The sequence below is a fragment of the Pantoea sp. X-Soil-YNGN-844 genome (genome assembly GCF_059730595.1).
This window is the reverse complement of sequence record NZ_AP036007.1, coordinates 3,356,413-3,372,752: the sequence shown is the minus strand read 5'-3', so window position 1 is coordinate 3,372,752 and position 16,340 is coordinate 3,356,413. Positions and strand designations below refer to the sequence as shown.

Here is a 16,340-nt window from a genome sequence, read left to right as displayed (position 1 = left end):
AGGGTTGCCCGCTCAGAGAGAGCTGGATTAATGGTTCGTCAGCGCCGCGCGGATCACCGCCTGCCAGCTTGTGGTCGGGCGACCGATCAGTTTGCTCAGCTGACGCGAATCATCGAACAGGCCACCTTTTTCTGCACCGGCATCAGAATCCGCCAGCATCTCCGCCAGACCCTCTGGCAGGCCAGCGCCTTTCAGCGCGGCGGCAAAATCAGCCTGAGACAGATTGACGTAATCGACCTTTTCACCACTCTGTGCGGCAATCTCCGCAGCAAACTGCGCCAGCGTATAGCTGTCGTCGCCGGACAGCTCATAGACTTTGCCCGCCTGATCGTCACGGGTTATTACTTCAGCCGCCGCTTCAGCGTAATCCTGACGGGCAGCAGAGGCGATGCGGCCTTCACCTGCCGCGCCGATAAACGCATGATGTGCCAGCGCCGGAGGAATGCTGGCGGCATAGTTCTCGGTGTACCAGCCGTTGCGAAGCAGGGCGAACGGGATGCCCGCGGCTTTCAGCAGCGCTTCAGTCGCGCGATGTTCAACACCTAAACCCAGCGGTGAGGTATCCGCATGCAGCAGACTGGTGTAGGCGATAAAGCTCACGCCTGCAGCCTTTGCAGCGTCGATGACAGCTTTATGCTGCGCCTCACGCTGGCCCACTTCACTGCCCGAGATCAGCAGCAGCTTATCCACGCCTGCAAAAGCGGCCTGCAGCGTCTCTGGCTGGCCATAATCGGCCTGGCGCACAATCACGCCCAGCGCAGCAAGATCGGCCGCTTTGGCGGGCGTACGCACAGCGGCAACAATTTCTGCCGCCGGAACTTTTTTCAGTAATGCATCGATAACGATTCGGCCCAGCTGGCCGGTGGCACCTGTAACTGCAATCATGGGATGACTCCTGTGGCTGTTGGTGAAATTCAGACTAGGGTATAAACTAATTTTTAGTAAGTACTTACAGAATTGTTAGTTTGAGGTGCGCAGGTTAAATGTCTGAAAAACTGAGTGAAAAATTTAGTCGTGGTGAGCTGCTTAACGTTAACTGTCCGTCGCGCGACGTACTGAAACGGGTGACCAGCCGCTGGAGCGTACTGATTCTGCTGGCCCTGCAGGACCAGACGTTGCGCTTCAGTGCGTTGCGCCGGGCGGTCGGTGGCGTCAGTGAACGGATGCTGGCGCAGAATCTGCGCTATCTGGAAGAAGATGGCTTCGTGCAGCGCATCGCTTACGATGTCGTACCGCCGCACGTGGAGTATCGTCTGACCCCGCTTGGTCGCGAAGTCAGTGAACAGGTTGTAGGGCTGGCGGACTGGCTGGAGCTGAACCTGAGCCGGATTCTGGCACAGCGTGAAAAGTCTGCAGCTGAGTAAAATCCCCGCCTGTCAGCTATCCCGTCATGAAGGTGTGGAGATGCTGGCAGGAGATTTGTGATCTGTTCTTCTCCCATTTCTCTCCCTGAAACCGGAATAACGTAACGGCAGCGAAAATAACCCAAGCGGTTTTTTCGCCTCTTTGCTGGTTATTAAATCATTTCATCAGGCTCTGGCCCGGAATAAGCGACTGCTTCGGATGCGCTGTTAATTCAGTCCAGCTTTTTGACCCATTTTTTTAACATTTCCGGTCGCGCTTAAAGGTGCCGCTCTGGCTATTTTTCGCCTGGGTGCAGGTCTGAATTAGCAAGGGTAATGCAAAAAAATAAACAAAGCGGTGGTGGTACTCATTTACTGATTTAACTCGTTAAAAAATAAGATTATTTAATTTATTTTCTCTCAGATTTGACCTTTTTGAAATCAGGGTTTATAACAAAATAACGTCTGAAAACAGCCGGTTGAAGGCTTTTTTTAGTCAGGATTTGTTTTGCCGATGTGAATTTTAAAAGTGACAAATACCGTAACATTAACGACACATAAATACGCTCTGATTAACCTTTAAGCCTTATTTTTAAATAAGTAATTCCCGCTAAAAACAATGATCAAAATCAACAAAGACTGTTATAGTTTTCATTAACCCCACTGTTTCTGTTTCCTCGCCGCGAATAGTTCTAAATTTGCGGCGGGAATTTCAATAAGCGCAGAGAAGTCAGCGCATCAGGCTTAAGTTGTTAATAATAAGTAAATACATGGTGTTCTATGTGGCAAAGAGGTAAGCAATGTTCGGATTAGATGCCTTTCATCTGGCCAGGATTCAGTTCGCATTTACTGTTTCCTTCCATATTATCTTTCCCGCCATCACCATCGGTCTCGCCAGCTTCCTGGCTGTACTCGAAGGTATGTGGCTCAAAACCCGCGATCAAACCTATCGCGATCTCTACCATTTCTGGTCCAAAATCTTTGCCGTTAACTTCGGTATGGGTGTGGTGTCAGGGCTGGTGATGGCTTATCAGTTCGGCACGAACTGGAGCGGCTTCTCAGAGTTTGCCGGCAGTATCACCGGTCCGCTGCTGACCTATGAAGTGCTGACGGCGTTCTTCCTGGAAGCGGGCTTCCTGGGCGTGATGCTGTTTGGCTGGAATCGCGTAGGTCCGGGTCTGCACTTCTTTGCCACCTGCATGGTCGCCTTGGGTACACTGATTTCGACCTTCTGGATCCTGGCCTCTAACAGCTGGATGCATACGCCGCAGGGCTACATCATTCAGAATGGCATCGTGGTTCCGCAGGACTGGTTCAAAATCGTCTTTAATCCCTCTTTCCCTTACCGGTTATTCCATATGTCGGTGGCGGCGTTCCTGGCGAGTGCCTTCTTTGTCGGTTCATCGGCGGCCTGGCATCTGCTGAAGGGCAACAACAACCCTGCCATCCGCAGGATGTTCTCCATGGCGTTATGGATGGCGCTGATCGTCGCGCCGGTTCAGGCGATGATTGGTGATGCTCACGGTCTGAACACGCTGGAGCATCAGCCTGCCAAGATCGCGGCGATTGAAGGTCACTGGGAAAACCCGCCGGGTGAAGCCACACCGCTGATCCTGTTTGGTATTCCCGACATGGAGCAGGAGCGCACCAAATATGCGCTGGAAGTGCCTTATCTCGGCAGTCTGATTCTGACGCACAGTCTGGACAAGCAGGTTCCGGCGCTGAAGTCGTTCCCGAAAGAGGATCGACCTAATTCAACGGTGATTTTCTGGTCCTTCCGCGTGATGGTGGCGCTGGGCCTGCTGATGATCACGCTGGGCGTGGTCAGCCTGTGGCTGCGTTTCAAAGGGCGTCTTTATGAGTCGCGCCCGTTCCTGTGGTTTGCGCTGTTAATGGGGCCATCGGGTCTGATTGCGATTCTGGCAGGCTGGTTTACCACCGAAATCGGTCGTCAGCCGTGGGTGGTTTATGGCGTGCAGCGCACCATTGATGCGGTCTCCGCACATGGCGATATGCACATGAGCATCAGCCTGCTGGCCTTTATTCTGGTCTACAGCTCGGTGTTTGGCGTGGGGTATCACTACATGATGCGTCTGATTAAGCAGGGACCGGTTGTGGGCGAAGGTCATATCACCGAAGAGGGTGGACCGGGTCAGAAGAAAACGCCAGCGCGTCCACTTTCCGCTGCCACCTTTAAGGATGGAGACCACTAAGATGATCGATTTTTCCGTTATCTGGTTTGTGATTATCGTCTTCGCAACCCTGATGTATATCGTGATGGATGGTTTCGACCTGGGTATTGGTCTGCTGTTCCCGTTCAACAAAGATGCTGGCGAGCGCGACATGATGGTGAATACCGTCGCGCCGGTCTGGGATGGTAATGAGACCTGGCTGGTGCTGGGGGGCGCAGGCCTGTTCGGTGCGTTCCCGCTGGCCTATGCAGTCATCGCCGATGCACTGTCGATTCCGCTGACCGCCATGCTGATCGGTCTGATTTTCCGCGGCGTTGCCTTCGAGTTCCGCTTTAAAGCGGTGGAAGGCCATCGTGCATTCTGGGACAAGTCGTTTATTGCCGGTTCGATCATCGCCACCTTCAGTCAGGGTGTGGCGGTCGGTGCATTGCTGGATGGTATTCCGGTTGAGGGACGCCGCTTTGCCGGTTCCGCAATGGACTGGCTGGCACCGTTCCCGCTGTTCTGCGGCGTGGGTCTGGTGGTGGCCTATGCGCTGCTGGGCTGTACCTGGCTCATTATGAAGACCGAGAATGAACTGCATCGTAAGATGTCTGCGCTGGCGACGCCGCTGGTGATTGCGCTGTTGGTGATTATTGGTATCGTCAGCCTGTGGACGCCGTTTGCGCATGCCGACATCTCTCATCGCTGGTTCAGCACGCCAAATCTGTTCCTGTTCCTGCCGGTTCCGGTGCTGGTGCTGCTCTGTTCGTGGGGCATTATTCGCGCCATCAAGCGTGAGGCACACTATTCACCGTTCCTGCTGACGCTGGCGCTGATCTTCCTCGGCTTCTCCGGACTGGGCATCAGTATCTGGCCAAACATTATTCCGCCATCCGTGACCATCTGGGCCGCTGCGGCACCTCCGCAGAGTCAGGCCTTTATGCTGGTGGGTAGCCTGCTGATTATCCCGATGATCCTGGGCTATACCTTCTGGAGCTACTACGTGTTCCGTGGAAAAATCAAAGCAGACGCAGGATATCATTGATATGAAAAGCCTCAGCAGCATGAAAGACCACAACCACACCGCAGAGACGAAAGCACCGTTGTGGAAGCGTGTGTTGTGGCTGGTGTTTATCTACGCCGCCAGCGTGCTGGCGCTGGGCGTTGTCGCCTCGCTGTTCCGGATGATGATGACTGCGGCGGGTATGCGTAGTCATTAATTGTCTGGCAGAGCATATACAGGCTCAGGGAGCATATGCCCTCCGCAAAGTCGCAAAACGCCATCCGTGGCCCGCGATGCTTTGCTCGTGGCGTATGCTCCCATCGCTTTATGTTGTGAGTTTTCTGAGGCTGACGTGAGTCAGCCTTTTTTAGTTAGTAACCTAAGCAATTAATGCGGAATCGCTCCGAACAGGTGCGTGCGCCTTACCCTTTCCTTACACCGATTCGCAATTTTTGTTATTCTTTTGTAACGAAAATTCCAGTCCTAACCCGCGTTGTAAATCGCCATCATGCTCAGTCAGGCTATTAAAAAACAGCACATTAACGATCTTGTCGAGTGGATAGAAGCCAACCTCACCGACGATCTCAATATCGATCAAATCACCCTGAAATCAGGTTATTCCAAATGGCACATGCAGCGCATGTTCAAGGAGATGACCGGGCAGACGCTGGCGGCGTATACCCGCAAACGGCGTCTGACGATGGCGGCCATGGCGCTGCGTCTGACGCGCATGACGCTGATCGATATCGCCGTACGTTTTGGCTTTGATAACCAGCAAAACTTCACGCGGGTGTTCAAAGGCCACTTTTCACTGACGCCTGGCGCGTTTCGCCGTATTCCTCACTTGCCGGTTAAAAACTTCCATGGTCGTATTCTGGTGCGATCGCTGGCAGAGCGTGCGACGCTGGTGGAACGTGAGGAAGAACTGCATCTTTGCGGAGAGACACTGGAGTGGGAGTGCAGGTTTGGTGAGTATATTGCCGACCACGACCACCGGGTGGCAGAGCAGGCACGGCATCTGGTCGCGCTGGCAGGCAGCCATGCGACGCACGGCTGGTTAGGTTTTCAGTATGGTCCCGGCCATAGCTCTGCTGACCAGCAGAATATCAGCCTGTTTCAGGCGCTGGCACCACAACATGCCGGGCTGCTGGGTGACAATACCGCCAGCTGGAGCGAGGTGTGCGGCCTCTATGCGTCGATCCACTGGAGCGGCAGGCCGGAGCAGCTGACGCGCTTTATCGAGGATATCTATTATCAGCATTTGCCCATGCTGGGCGTGTCGCGCCGTCCGGGCAAAGACCTGTTGCGTCTTGATTTTGCGCACTGTAAGCCCGACTGGCTCAGCGGCGTTTTCTCTATTCCGGTGATGCAGGCGTAGCCGGCAGGGCAGGGGCGATCGCTTCTGCTCCTGCCAATGCATCTTTCGTGCGATAAACCGTGACAAACCGCACGATTTTATAAAATAAGTCGCCATTCTGGCGTAAAATCCTCTCCCGAAACCCTGTCATATCTGAATCATCGTGCTTATGTGTCAGGGCTGGAACATTCATCTGCATTTCAGGCCTTTTCTGGCCAAAACGACAATCGAAGACAATTATGCGACGCTTAATGATTTCCCTGATCCTGGCATTGCCTGCAATGGCGATGGCACAGCAGGCTGAGCCTTTCTCACCGCCTGCCGGACTGCATCCGCACTCTCAGGTTACCCAGCATGAAATCCTGGGTGATGGTGAACTGCCGGATCACACCAGCAGTAATGCCTCCCTTTCCGGATTCAACGACACGCTGTAAGTGTTGATGCGCTGCCAGAACTGGCGGCGCGAGATGATGCCCGGCTCGTCAGGAGCCGGACAGCTTCTGCCTGATTTACCTGCTCATACTCTGCACCTGCGGCTTCCTCTCTGAGGCCCATTCACCTTGCATCACGCTTTACCTGCATGTTGCATCTCTGATGCATCTGATTCATGCCGCTTCCCGTTCATATCTCCTCGCTTACGACACTGCTTAAAATATATCTTAAGTTGCAGAATCGCATTTTTCGTTCTTGTGCCGAAGATATATCATAGCTAATCTTGTGGCTTCAGATGAGAATGATTGTTATTCCATTGTTGTTTAATCATGGCGGCTATGCCCCTGACTATCGGGCATAGACCCTGTTTCAGGAGAGAGATTTTGACTACAACAGCCGATAAGCGCACGCCGCAGCGCGTCCGCAATGAACTGCGTTTTCGCCATATCCAGGTCGAGAGTAAAACGCATATTGCCGGGAAATTCTGGCGCATCCGGTTCAGCGGCAGCGATCTGGCAGGCTTTACGTCGCCAGGCTTTGATGACCACATCAAGGTGTTTTTCCCTTCTGCTGAAGGCGAAACACTGGCTCTGCCGCAGATAACCGACGCGGGCATTGTCTGGCCTGAAGGTCTGCGTCCGCAGGCACGTGATTACACGCCGCTGGAATTCGATGGTGTCTCTTCACTGACCCTCGACTTCTATATTCATCAGCAGGGCGTGGCCAGTGACTGGGCCGCGCAGGCGCAGGTGGGCGATAAACTGATTGTTGGTGGGCCACGCGGCTCGCTGGTGGTGCCGACCGATTACGCATTTCAGCTTTACGTCTGCGACGAAACCGGGCTGCCCGCTTTTGCCCGCCGTCAGCGTGATGCCCGCGCCCAGGCGCTGCATCTCTATGCCTTTACCGATGAAGCGACCGGTCGCGACTATTTAGCGGATACGACAGGCGTAACGACAAACTGGCTGGGCAGCGGTCAGATGCAAAAAGCGCAGCTCAGCCAGCTGATTACCCGGCTGGATCAGATCGCTATTCCGACGGAGGATTACTTTATCTGGCTGACCGGCGAAGGTGAGTTTGTCAAAGCGCTGTCTGACTACTTTACCTCGCAGCGTGGTCTCGACAGCGACTTCGTGCGGCCGGTGGCCTACTGGCATCAGAAGTAAGCTGCGCTGGCAATTGAGTTTTGCCAGATGGCGGACTACCATCACTCTCCTTTTTTTCAGCAGGGCAGGTCATGAAACAGCATCCGACTTCCACTTCATCTGACGAACAGACTTCGCGCGCAGGCGGCTGCAGCGGACGACGTAAACGACGTGAAAAGATGCTGGAAGCGAGTGAGATACGCCTGCTGATGCTCCATTTCCTGGCGCAGAATGCGGCGCACGGCTATGAGCTGATCAAGTCCGTTGAGGAGCTGTCAAAGGGAGAGTATTCGCCCAGTCCGGGGATCATCTATCCCAACCTGACGCTGCTGGAAGAGATGGAGGCGATTCAGGTGGTGGATGCGCAGGCAGCGCGTAAAGCCTACCGACTGACGGCGGCTGGTGAGGCGCAGCTGGCGGATAATCGCGAAACGGTAGCCAGCCTGATTACGCGTCTCTCTACGCTGGCAATCGTGGTCAATAACCGCAGCATTCCTGCTGTGGAGCAGGCAATTCACGGGCTGAAGGTGGCTCTGAATCAACGACTGGCGCAGGAAGATATTTCAGAAGCCGCGCTGCAGACGCTGATTAGGGCGCTGCACGACGCGGCTGATAAAATCACCCACAGTTAATCAGCTGATTTCACTCTTATTCTTATCGATGTGACCCAGGGTACGATCCGGGAAACAGATGTCGCGCACGCGCTGTTTCAGGGTAGTCGCATCCGGGAAACCGCCGTCCCGCTTACGTTCCCACAGCAGATGACCATCCAGCGTAATCTCAAAAATACCGCCGGTGCCGGGTTTCAGCGTGACCTCTGCCAGATCCTCGGCGAAGGTATGCAACAGTTCCTGTGCCATCCACGCTGACCGCATCAGCCAGTTGCATTGCATACAGTAGTGAATAACAACCACAGGTTTTTGCGCCATAACTCTCTTCCTTTACGTATTGATAAATGCAGATGCATTCGGGTTAACAATTTGTGCGCTGTGGTTTATGTCTTAATGTAAATAGCATTGATAATGATTATCAGTTGCATTAAATTCGCGGCGATAATGATTACACCCGCATGATGTTCTGACTTTTACGGCTTTTATGCAGAGCCGTTTTTTATGTTGCAGCAAGCAAGTGAGCGAATACTAACAATTAATCAGGTAATTCGCGCCTATGTCACCACGTTTTCGGAGATTGACGCAACCGCGTCTGTCTGAGCTGGCGTTGCTCGCCATCTTTATCAATACCACCTGCACCTATGCTGCGGACAGTGAACCTGCCACGCTGACCCTTTCCGACCGCTATGGCAGCAGTGCTGAACCGGTAATGACGGTGACTGCACCGGAGATCAAACAAACAGCGGGCAGCAAAACCACGCTCTCTGCCAGCGATCTGCAGCAACGTGGCGCCACTGATTTTGGATCGATCATGCGTTATGAACCGCTGATCAGCGCCACCGGCACCAGTGGCGGTTCCTCAGCCGGTAAGAGCGGCTTTGACCGGGCCGGTTACACTGGCTACAACATTCGTGGTTTAGAGAGCAACCGCGTGGGTCTCGATGTGGATGGCATTCCGTTACCTCAGGCCACCGGCCGCAGCTATGTGGGACGTGCCGGTCTCGACAGCTTTGGGATTGGCCGCGATTACATCGATCCCTATATGTTTGGCCACATCGGCATTGAGAAGGGTGCCACGGCAGTGGATCAGCCGAATAACGCGATTGGCGGCAATGTCTCGTTCCGTAACAAATCCCCGGATGACTATCTGAATCCCGGTAAACGCAACTATTTTGGTTTTCAAAGCGACTACGACTCCGCCAGCCGCAGCTGGCACAACGGCATTACGGCAGCAGCAGGCGATGATACGCTGCGGGGAATCTTTGTTTACAGTCGTCGCGACGGACAACAGACCCGCAATAACAGCGGCACGGTTGATGCCTATCCGGCTAACTGGCATTCCGATGCCTTTATGACCTCGGGCATCTGGCAGCCCAATGATCTTCACAAGCTCAGCGCGACTTTCGATTATTATCACAAAACGCACCATAGCCATTACGACAGCTGGAGCACATCCGGCAATACGGTCTGGGGAACGGCGCAGCAGCAGAGCGATACCCGACGCTGGGGCATCAGCCTGGCGGATGAGTACACCCCTTACAATGATCTGATCGACACTCTGACGACCCGCGTTTACTGGCAGCAGACCCAGGCACATGACAACACCCTGATGCCGTCGAGCGCCACCGCCTGGCAAACCGTTTACTCCGACTACAACAGCGACAGCTACGGCTTTGACACCCGCGCGCTTAAAACCATCGGACGACATGAACTGAGCGCCGGGCTGAATGCGCGTCTGGTGGATACCGAACGGCCTTTCCGTCAGTCGCCACCTGCCAGTGCTTTTACTGAGATCATGCAGCCGCAGGCTAACAGCCGCAGTTATACGGTTGGCGGTTATCTGCAGGATACCATCAGCTTCGATGCTGACGGACACCGTGCGGCTATCGTGCCGGGCGTGCGTGTGGCATACCAGAACACCCGCCCACGCGATGTGGCGACACTGACGACAAACAGCAGTGTGCTCGACGCCAGCGAAGTCTCCGCGCTCTACGGTTCGCCAAACAGCGACACTCAGGTGTTACCGTCGATCGCCTTCCAGTATGATCTGACCCCGGCATTGATGACTTATCTGCAATATACCCGTGGCGCGCAGTTCCCTAACGACTCCCAGCTCTATGGCTCATGGAACCTTGGCTCCAGCTATGCCGGCACCGCGCAGTATGCGCTGATTGGCAATGCCGATCTGAAAACCGAAACCAGCAACAACTACGAATGGGGTATAAAAGGCCAGGTTGCAGAGGGCATCACGCTTAACGCTGCCGCGTTCTATAACGACTACAAAAACTTCATCGCCTTTACCCGCTACAGCCGGGCGGCCAATCCGGGTAAGTTCGTCAATGTACCCAGCAACATCTACACCACCTATCAGGCGGAGAACCGCGACAAAGCCTATATCTATGGGGCTGAAATCAGCAGCAAGGTGAACTTCGGCAGCTGGTTCAGCGAGGTCGAGGGGCTGAGCGCTAATCTGGCGTTTGGGTACACCCAGGGTGCGGCGAAGTCGAGCTACCTGGGAGACCGCTACGTCGATCTGGAAAGCGTAGCCCCGATGAAAGCGATTGTCGGACTCGCCTGGGATGATGAGGCGCACGGCTACGGTGCTGCCGTCACCGCCACGTTTGTTAAAGGTAAGAAAGCCAGCGCCACAAATCGCAACAGCTTTACCAACACCGGCAACAGCCTGACTGACTCCAGCACCGATTACATGCGGGTGCCGGGTTATGGCCTGGTGGATATGACCGCCTACTGGCGCGTCACGCACAACGTCAGGTTAAGCGGCGGGCTTTACAACATAACCGACCGTAAATACCGGGATTACCTCAGCAGCCGTCAGCTGACCAGCGCTACCCAACAGGATCGCAACGATCAGGCACTGGCCGTAATGCCGGGTCGTACTTTCCAGTTAGGTGTTAATGTCGATTTTTAATCACCGCCGCCCTGCGCTGATGCAGGGCATGACTAAGAGAAGCGAACCATGAACCCGATTTATCAGCACTATCTCGCCCTGAAGAGTGAACATCCGAAGAAATATGCCCGCGATCTGGCCACGCTGATCGGTATCAGCGAAGCAGAACTGTGTGAAGCGCGTATCGGCATTGATGCCGTGGCGCTGAAACACGATTTTCCGGCGCTGCTAAAGGCGCTGGGCGCGGTCGGCGAGACCAAAAGCATTACCCGTAACGCTTATGCGGTGCATGAGCATCTGGGCGAATATCAGAATGTGCAGATCGGCGCACATGGCGGCCTGGTGCTGAATCCCCGGGCGCTCGACCTGCGTCTGTTTGTCGGACAGTGGTTCAGCGCCTTTGCCCTGCAGGAGACAACCGCGAAGGGCGTACGTCACAGCATTCAGGTCTTCGATCGTCACGGCGATGCGGTGCTGAAAGTTTACGTTACGGAGCAGACCAACATGGCGGCATGGCACGCGCTTATCGCCGACTTCACTGACGCTGCTGCGATGCCGCTGGAAGTTGAGCCGGTAGCTGCAGCCACCCTGTCGGAAGGGATTGATGCCATCTCGATTGACCGTGAATGGCGTGCCATGACCGATGTTCATCAGTTTTTTGCCCTGCTAAAGCGTCATCAGGCCTCACGACCGCAGGCGTTCCGCGCAGTGGGTGAGGATCTCGCCTGGCAGACCGGCAACGATGCGCTTGAGCGTATTTTGCAGATGGCACGGCAGGCGGGCAACGAGATTATGATTTTTGTCGGCAACCGTGGCTGTACCCAGATTTTCACCGGCAAAGTAGAGACGCTGGTACCTATGGATAACTGGCTCAACATCTTCAATCCCCGCTTCACGCTGCACCTGATGGCGGACCAGATCAGCGAAAGCTGGGTCACACGCAAACCCACCGGCGATGGCTTTGTGACCAGTCTGGAACTGTTCGCCGCCGACGGCACGCAGATCGCCCAGCTCTATGGACAGCGTACGGAAGGCACGCCAGAACAGGCCTGCTGGCGTGAGCAGGTGAATGCACTTCGCATGCCAGGAGCGGTGGCATGAAACGCCTGAGTCTGTTGTGGCTGCTGCTGACGCTGCCCGCGCTGGCCGCGGAGCGGGTGGTGTCGATTGGGGGGGACGTCACCCGGATTATCTACGCGCTGGATGCTCAGTCACAGCTGGTAGCGCGCGACAGCACCAGCCTGCGTCCGGCGCAGGCTGCCCGGCTGCCGGACGTGGGCTATATGCGCCAGCTGAATGCTGAGGGTATCCTGGCGCTGAAGCCGACGCTGGTGCTCGCCAGCGCGCAGGCAAAGCCGTCGCTGGTACTGCAACAGATTGCCCGCGCGGGCGTCAGGGTGGTGACGGTCAGCGGTGACAACAGTCTGCAGGCGATCCCGCAGAAAATTATCACGGTGGGTCAGGCGCTGCAGCGTGAAAGCGAGGCGCAGGCCCTGGCGCAGCAAATAACACTGCAGATTCGCCAGTTGCCGCAGCAATCGCTGCCGGTGAAGGTGCTCTACATCATGGCAAACAGCGGCATGAAAACGATGGCGGCCGGAAATCAGACCGCAGCCGACGGTGCCATTCGCAGCGCCGGGCTGAAAAATGCCATGGGTTCGGTGCCGCACTATCAGGCGCTGTCGCAGGAAGGCGTGATCGCCGCCGCGCCGGATCTGGTGGTGATCGGCGAGGATGGCCTGAAAACCCTGGGCGGTGAAGCACAGCTGTGGCAGTTACCGGGCCTGGCGCTGACGCCAGCCGGACAGCAGCACCGTCTGCTGATCGTTGATACCCAGGCGCTGCTGGGATTTGGCCTTGATACGCCGCAGGCAATAGTGAAATTGCGTCAGGCTGCGGAATCGCTGAACCATGATTAATGGCAATGCGCTGCGGGGTCTGACGCTGATGCTGATTTTTCTGCTGGTGGCGATGGTAGTGGCGGCGAATCTGGGGGCGATGTCGCTGTCGGTGCAGGCGCTGTGGCAGGCACCGCTCAGCGATCTCATCTGGCAGATCTGGCTGAATATCCGCCTGCCGCGCGTGCTACTGGCGGTGGCGATCGGTATGGCGCTGGCGCTCTCTGGCGCGGTGATGCAGGGTGTTTTCCGTAACCCGCTGGCCGATCCCGGCCTGCTGGGTATCAGCAGCGGCGCGGGGCTGGCGGTCGCGGTCGCAATCGTTATTCCGCTGGCGTTGCCACCCCAGCTGGCACTGTGGCTACCGATGATTGCCGCCTTCATCGGCAGCCTGCTGGTTACGCTGTTGATCTTCAGTTTCAGTCGGCTGGCAGAGGGCAATCTCTCCCGGCTGTTGCTGGTCGGCATTGCGATTAATGCGCTCTGCGGTGCGGCGGTCGGCGTGTTGTCGTGGCTGAGCGATGACCAGCAGCTGCGTCAGCTGTCACTGTGGGGGATGGGCAGCCTCAGCCAGGCGCAGTGGCCTGCGCTGCTCATCTGCCTGCTGCTGATTCTGCCTGCGTTGCTGCTGTTACAGAGCCGTGCCCGCCATCTCAACCTGCTGCAGGCAGGTGAAGAGGATGCGCACTACATGGGAATTGATGTGAAGCGTACCCAGCATCAGCTGCTGATCTTCAGTGCGCTACTGGTCGGCACGGCGGTCTCGGTCAGTGGCATAATCGGCTTCGTTGGATTAGTGGTGCCGCATGTGATGCGCTTTTGTCTTGGCAGCGATCATCGCTGGCTGCTGCCCGGTTCAGCGCTGGCGGGCGCGATTCTGCTGCTGCTGGCCGATACGCTGGCGCGCACCCTTGTGGTGCCGGCAGAGATGCCGGTCGGACTGCTGACCAGCCTGATTGGCGGCCCCTGGTTTCTCTGGCTGATCCTGCGTCAGCAGCGAGGATTTGAATGATGGAAAGGTTAGAGGCGACGGGACTCTGTCTGGCGCGCCACGGCAGAACTGTTATCGATAATCTTGACGTTACACTGTCAGGTGGAGAGCGGGTGGCGCTCATCGGGCCTAACGGCGCAGGTAAATCAACACTGCTACGGTTGCTCACCGGATTTTTAGCGCCCGATCGGGGTGAGTGCCGCCTGGGCGATCGTGTGTTGTCCGCATGGCCGCGTGAGCAGCTGGCGCGACGTCGGGCCGTGATGCGCCAGCAGAACAACCTGACCTTTGCCCAGTCGGCGCAATCGGTAGTGGCGATGGGCCGTGCGCCGTGGCCTGAGACGCAGACGTCGCAGATTGTGGCTGAAGTCATGCAACTGACCGGCTGTGATTCGCTGGCGCAGCGCGATTACCGCCAGCTCTCCGGCGGTGAACAGCAGCGGGTGCAGCTGGCGCGGGTGCTGGCGCAGCTCTGGCAGGCGGGAAGACCGCGCGGCTGGCTGTTTCTGGATGAGCCGACCTCGGCGCTGGATCTCTTCTGGCAGCAGCAGACTCTGCGCTTATTACGCCAGCTGACGCGCACGGGTGATCTCACCGTCTGCACCGTGTTACATGACCTTAATCTGGCGTCATTATGGGCCGATCGCATCCTGCTGCTGCACGCGGGCAGACTGGTGGCTCAGGGTTCACCGCAGACGGTGATGACTGAAAAGACGCTGACGCGCTGGTATCAGGCTGATTTGCAGGTGGTGTCACAGGCAGAGAGCGGGAAGCCACATATCCAGCTGCGGGTTTAGACCGTTTCGCTTTAAAAACATTGCCTTGCGTGCTTTCAATCACTGATTTTGCGCTATACCTGGTGTTCAGGACAGAAGACTTAGGAGACCATAATGGCAAAATCATTAGATCAAACCGCTGAGCAACTGGGTAACATTTTACTCTCCTCCGGACTTCATCTGACGACCGCCGAATCCTGTACCGCCGGGCTGATCAGCATGACGCTGGCCGCGGTGGAAAGCAGCGGCGACTTCTATACCAGCGGCTTCGTGACCTACAGCGAAAATGCCAAAATCCGCCTGCTGGGCGTACATCCTGACACGCTGAAACAGCACACGGCGGTGAGCGAGCAGACGGCGCGTGAAATGGTACAGGGAGCCTGCGCCCGTTCAGGCGAACCGGTGGGGTTATCGATTACCGGCTATGCCGGACCCGATGGTGGCGAAGATGGCACGCCAGCGGGCACTATCTGGTTTGGCTGGGTATTGCCGGACGGCAGGGACGAGGCGGAGTGCCATCAGTTCAGCGGTGATCCGAAATCCGTGATGGAGCAGGGCACGCAGTTCGCGCTGGAAGGGTTGATCAAAAGGCTGCAGCGAGCCAGTCGATAAAGGCGCGCGGTACGCGCCTTTAATAGCGGGTTAACGGCAGTCGACAATCAGACGGCCCTGTACGCTGCCGTCCAGCAATGCCTGCGCACCTTCTCTGGCTTCACTCAGCGGGATCACCCGGCTCAGTTTGCTGAGCCGATCGCTATCCAGCAGCTCACCGAGTCGTTGCCACGCCTGCTGACGAAGCGGCTTCGGACACATCACGCTGTCGACACCCGCCAGCGTGATGCCACGCAAAATAAAAGGCGCAACGCTGGCGGGCAGGTCGAGTCCCTGCGCCATACCGCAGGCAGCCACCACGCCATCACGCTGAATACCGGCCAGTACGTTCGCCAGAGTGTGACTGCCGACGCTGTCTATCGCGGCGGCCCAGCGCTCTTTTGCCAGCGGTTTACCGGGATGGGAAAGCTCTTCGCGATCAATCACCGATGCCGCGCCCAGCGTATCGATAAGATACGCATGGTCGCTGGCGCGACCGCTGGAGGCGATCACCTGATAACCCAGACGCGCCAGCAGGCTGACGCTGTAGCTGCCGACGCCGCCACTGGCACCGGTCACCAGCACGGGGCCATGTTCGGGCGTGATGCCCTGTTTTTCCAGCGCCATGACGCAGAGCATTGCGGTCAGCCCTGCTGTGCCGATGGCCATGGTTTGCAGTGGGCTAAGAGAAGCGGGCACACGCACCAGCCAGTCGCCGCTGATGCTGGCTTTCTGCGCCAGGCCGCCCCACTGTTTTTCGCCTGCGCCCCAGCCCGTCAGCAGCGCCACATCATCCTCTTTCCAGTCGGGATGGCGGCTGGCCGTCACGCGGCCGACAAAATCGATGCCTGGCACCATCGGAAACTGGCGCACAATCGGGCCTTTATTGCAGATAGCCAGGGCATCTTTATAGTTCAGAGATGAGTAGCTGACGTCGAGCGTGACATCGTAGTCGGGCAGTTGGGATTCGGGGAGATCTTTCAGCTGGGAACGGTAACCTTGTTCGTCATTTTCAATGACCAGTGCCTTGAACATGCAGCCTCCGGCAGAGTGGGAAAGAGAGGGTAAGTTTACGCCCGCGAATGGCAATGCGGTAGGGCTTTGGCCGCCT

The 16,340-nt window shown here is 56.5% G+C and carries 17 protein-coding genes; 14 read left to right on the top strand and 3 right to left on the bottom strand.

The genetic code is table 11. From position 1 onward, the window contains the following. Positions 1–27 precede the first annotated feature (27 nt). Positions 28–885: an SDR family oxidoreductase gene (locus AC6I8C_RS15610; RefSeq protein WP_497822992.1), complete on the bottom strand. Its 858-nt coding sequence runs from the start codon at positions 883–885 to the stop codon at positions 28–30. Between the two features lie 98 nt (positions 886–983). Here AC6I8C_RS15610 and AC6I8C_RS15605 point away from each other — a divergent pair, with 98 nt between their 5' ends. The 8 genes from AC6I8C_RS15605 (at position 984) to AC6I8C_RS15570 (ending at position 8,086) form a co-directional block, all read left to right on the top strand. Next, complete coding sequence (locus tag AC6I8C_RS15605; protein ID WP_033784031.1) at positions 984–1,364, top strand: winged helix-turn-helix transcriptional regulator; 381 nt, start codon at positions 984–986, stop codon at positions 1,362–1,364. Positions 1,365–2,143: 779 nt separating this feature from the next. Beyond that, positions 2,144–3,556, top strand: coding sequence for a cytochrome ubiquinol oxidase subunit I (locus AC6I8C_RS15600; protein ID WP_497822991.1), 1,413 nt, complete (start codon positions 2,144–2,146; stop codon positions 3,554–3,556). A gap of 1 nt (position 3,557) precedes the next feature. After that, positions 3,558–4,562, top strand: coding sequence for a cytochrome d ubiquinol oxidase subunit II (gene cydB / locus AC6I8C_RS15595; RefSeq protein WP_013359001.1), 1,005 nt, complete (start codon positions 3,558–3,560; stop codon positions 4,560–4,562). 1 nt (position 4,563) lies between these two features. After that, complete coding sequence (locus tag AC6I8C_RS15590; protein ID WP_497822990.1) at positions 4,564–4,737, top strand: DUF2474 domain-containing protein; 174 nt, start codon at positions 4,564–4,566, stop codon at positions 4,735–4,737. 291 nt (positions 4,738–5,028) lie between these two features. Beyond that, positions 5,029–5,898 (top strand): helix-turn-helix domain-containing protein, encoded by an 870-nt coding sequence (locus AC6I8C_RS15585; protein WP_497822989.1) that lies wholly within the window; start codon positions 5,029–5,031, stop codon positions 5,896–5,898. A 230-nt stretch (positions 5,899–6,128) separates the two neighbouring features. Continuing rightward, on the top strand, positions 6,129–6,311 hold the full coding sequence (locus AC6I8C_RS15580; protein ID WP_223811653.1) for a hypothetical protein: 183 nt from the start codon (positions 6,129–6,131) through the stop codon (positions 6,309–6,311). Between the two features lie 336 nt (positions 6,312–6,647). Beyond that, complete coding sequence (locus AC6I8C_RS15575) at positions 6,648–7,475, top strand: siderophore-interacting protein (protein ID WP_497823356.1); 828 nt, start codon at positions 6,648–6,650, stop codon at positions 7,473–7,475. 71 nt (positions 7,476–7,546) lie between these two features. Further along, positions 7,547–8,086, top strand: coding sequence for a PadR family transcriptional regulator (locus AC6I8C_RS15570; protein WP_150015688.1), 540 nt, complete (start codon positions 7,547–7,549; stop codon positions 8,084–8,086). Here the strand turns inward: AC6I8C_RS15570 and AC6I8C_RS15565 are convergent, their stop codons facing one another. Further along, entirely contained in the window at positions 8,087–8,383 is a 297-nt protein-coding gene (locus tag AC6I8C_RS15565) for an Rdx family protein (RefSeq protein ID WP_033733740.1), read from the bottom strand. It abuts the gene before it with no gap. 238 nt (positions 8,384–8,621) lie between these two features. On the opposite strand from AC6I8C_RS15565, the gene AC6I8C_RS15560 reads away from it, so the two are divergent. The 6 genes from AC6I8C_RS15560 (at position 8,622) to AC6I8C_RS15535 (ending at position 15,250) form a co-directional block, all read left to right on the top strand. Next, entirely contained in the window at positions 8,622–10,994 is a 2,373-nt protein-coding gene (locus AC6I8C_RS15560) for a TonB-dependent receptor domain-containing protein (protein ID WP_497822988.1), read from the top strand. Between the two features lie 48 nt (positions 10,995–11,042). Beyond that, a complete protein-coding gene (locus AC6I8C_RS15555; protein WP_497822987.1) occupies positions 11,043–12,074 on the top strand; it encodes a hemin-degrading factor in 1,032 nt (343 codons plus the stop codon). Beyond that, positions 12,071–12,892: a heme/hemin ABC transporter substrate-binding protein gene (locus tag AC6I8C_RS15550; RefSeq protein WP_497822986.1), complete on the top strand. Its 822-nt coding sequence runs from the start codon at positions 12,071–12,073 to the stop codon at positions 12,890–12,892. The genes AC6I8C_RS15555 and AC6I8C_RS15550 overlap by 4 nt, the downstream gene beginning before the upstream one ends. Next, positions 12,885–13,883: a FecCD family ABC transporter permease gene (locus AC6I8C_RS15545; protein WP_497822985.1), complete on the top strand. Its 999-nt coding sequence runs from the start codon at positions 12,885–12,887 to the stop codon at positions 13,881–13,883. Before AC6I8C_RS15550 ends, AC6I8C_RS15545 begins: the two co-directional genes overlap by 8 nt. Beyond that, a complete protein-coding gene (locus AC6I8C_RS15540; RefSeq protein ID WP_497823355.1) occupies positions 13,883–14,659 on the top strand; it encodes a heme ABC transporter ATP-binding protein in 777 nt (258 codons plus the stop codon). Before AC6I8C_RS15545 ends, AC6I8C_RS15540 begins: the two co-directional genes overlap by 1 nt. Positions 14,660–14,752: 93 nt before the next feature. Continuing rightward, positions 14,753–15,250, top strand: a complete 498-nt coding sequence (locus AC6I8C_RS15535; RefSeq protein ID WP_013358990.1) for a CinA family protein — start codon at positions 14,753–14,755, stop codon at positions 15,248–15,250. Between the two features lie 30 nt (positions 15,251–15,280). Here the strand turns inward: AC6I8C_RS15535 and acuI are convergent, their stop codons facing one another. Next, positions 15,281–16,264: an acrylyl-CoA reductase (NADPH) gene (gene acuI, locus AC6I8C_RS15530; RefSeq protein ID WP_497822984.1), complete on the bottom strand. Its 984-nt coding sequence runs from the start codon at positions 16,262–16,264 to the stop codon at positions 15,281–15,283. Between the last annotated feature and the right edge of the window lie 76 nt (positions 16,265–16,340).

Excerpts from the sequence above, each read along its gene's own strand:
- AC6I8C_RS15610 (WP_497822992.1), bottom strand. The coding sequence starts at position 885 with ATGATTGCAGTTACAGGTGCCACCGGCCAGCTGGGCCGAATCGTTATC.
- AC6I8C_RS15605 (WP_033784031.1), top strand. The coding sequence starts at position 984 with ATGTCTGAAAAACTGAGTGAAAAATTTAGTCGTGGTGAGCTGCTTAAC.
- AC6I8C_RS15600 (WP_497822991.1), top strand. The coding sequence starts at position 2,144 with ATGTTCGGATTAGATGCCTTTCATCTGGCCAGGATTCAGTTCGCATTT.
- cydB (WP_013359001.1), top strand. The coding sequence starts at position 3,558 with ATGATCGATTTTTCCGTTATCTGGTTTGTGATTATCGTCTTCGCAACC.
- AC6I8C_RS15590 (WP_497822990.1), top strand. The coding sequence starts at position 4,564 with ATGAAAAGCCTCAGCAGCATGAAAGACCACAACCACACCGCAGAGACG.
- AC6I8C_RS15585 (WP_497822989.1), top strand. The coding sequence starts at position 5,029 with ATGCTCAGTCAGGCTATTAAAAAACAGCACATTAACGATCTTGTCGAG.
- AC6I8C_RS15580 (WP_223811653.1), top strand. The coding sequence starts at position 6,129 with ATGATTTCCCTGATCCTGGCATTGCCTGCAATGGCGATGGCACAGCAG.
- AC6I8C_RS15575 (WP_497823356.1), top strand. The coding sequence starts at position 6,648 with ATGCCCCTGACTATCGGGCATAGACCCTGTTTCAGGAGAGAGATTTTG.
- AC6I8C_RS15570 (WP_150015688.1), top strand. The coding sequence starts at position 7,547 with ATGAAACAGCATCCGACTTCCACTTCATCTGACGAACAGACTTCGCGC.
- AC6I8C_RS15565 (WP_033733740.1), bottom strand. The coding sequence starts at position 8,383 with ATGGCGCAAAAACCTGTGGTTGTTATTCACTACTGTATGCAATGCAAC.
- AC6I8C_RS15560 (WP_497822988.1), top strand. The coding sequence starts at position 8,622 with ATGTCACCACGTTTTCGGAGATTGACGCAACCGCGTCTGTCTGAGCTG.
- AC6I8C_RS15555 (WP_497822987.1), top strand. The coding sequence starts at position 11,043 with ATGAACCCGATTTATCAGCACTATCTCGCCCTGAAGAGTGAACATCCG.
- AC6I8C_RS15550 (WP_497822986.1), top strand. The coding sequence starts at position 12,071 with ATGAAACGCCTGAGTCTGTTGTGGCTGCTGCTGACGCTGCCCGCGCTG.
- AC6I8C_RS15545 (WP_497822985.1), top strand. The coding sequence starts at position 12,885 with ATGATTAATGGCAATGCGCTGCGGGGTCTGACGCTGATGCTGATTTTT.
- AC6I8C_RS15540 (WP_497823355.1), top strand. The coding sequence starts at position 13,883 with ATGGAAAGGTTAGAGGCGACGGGACTCTGTCTGGCGCGCCACGGCAGA.
- AC6I8C_RS15535 (WP_013358990.1), top strand. The coding sequence starts at position 14,753 with ATGGCAAAATCATTAGATCAAACCGCTGAGCAACTGGGTAACATTTTA.
- acuI (WP_497822984.1), bottom strand. The coding sequence starts at position 16,264 with ATGTTCAAGGCACTGGTCATTGAAAATGACGAACAAGGTTACCGTTCC.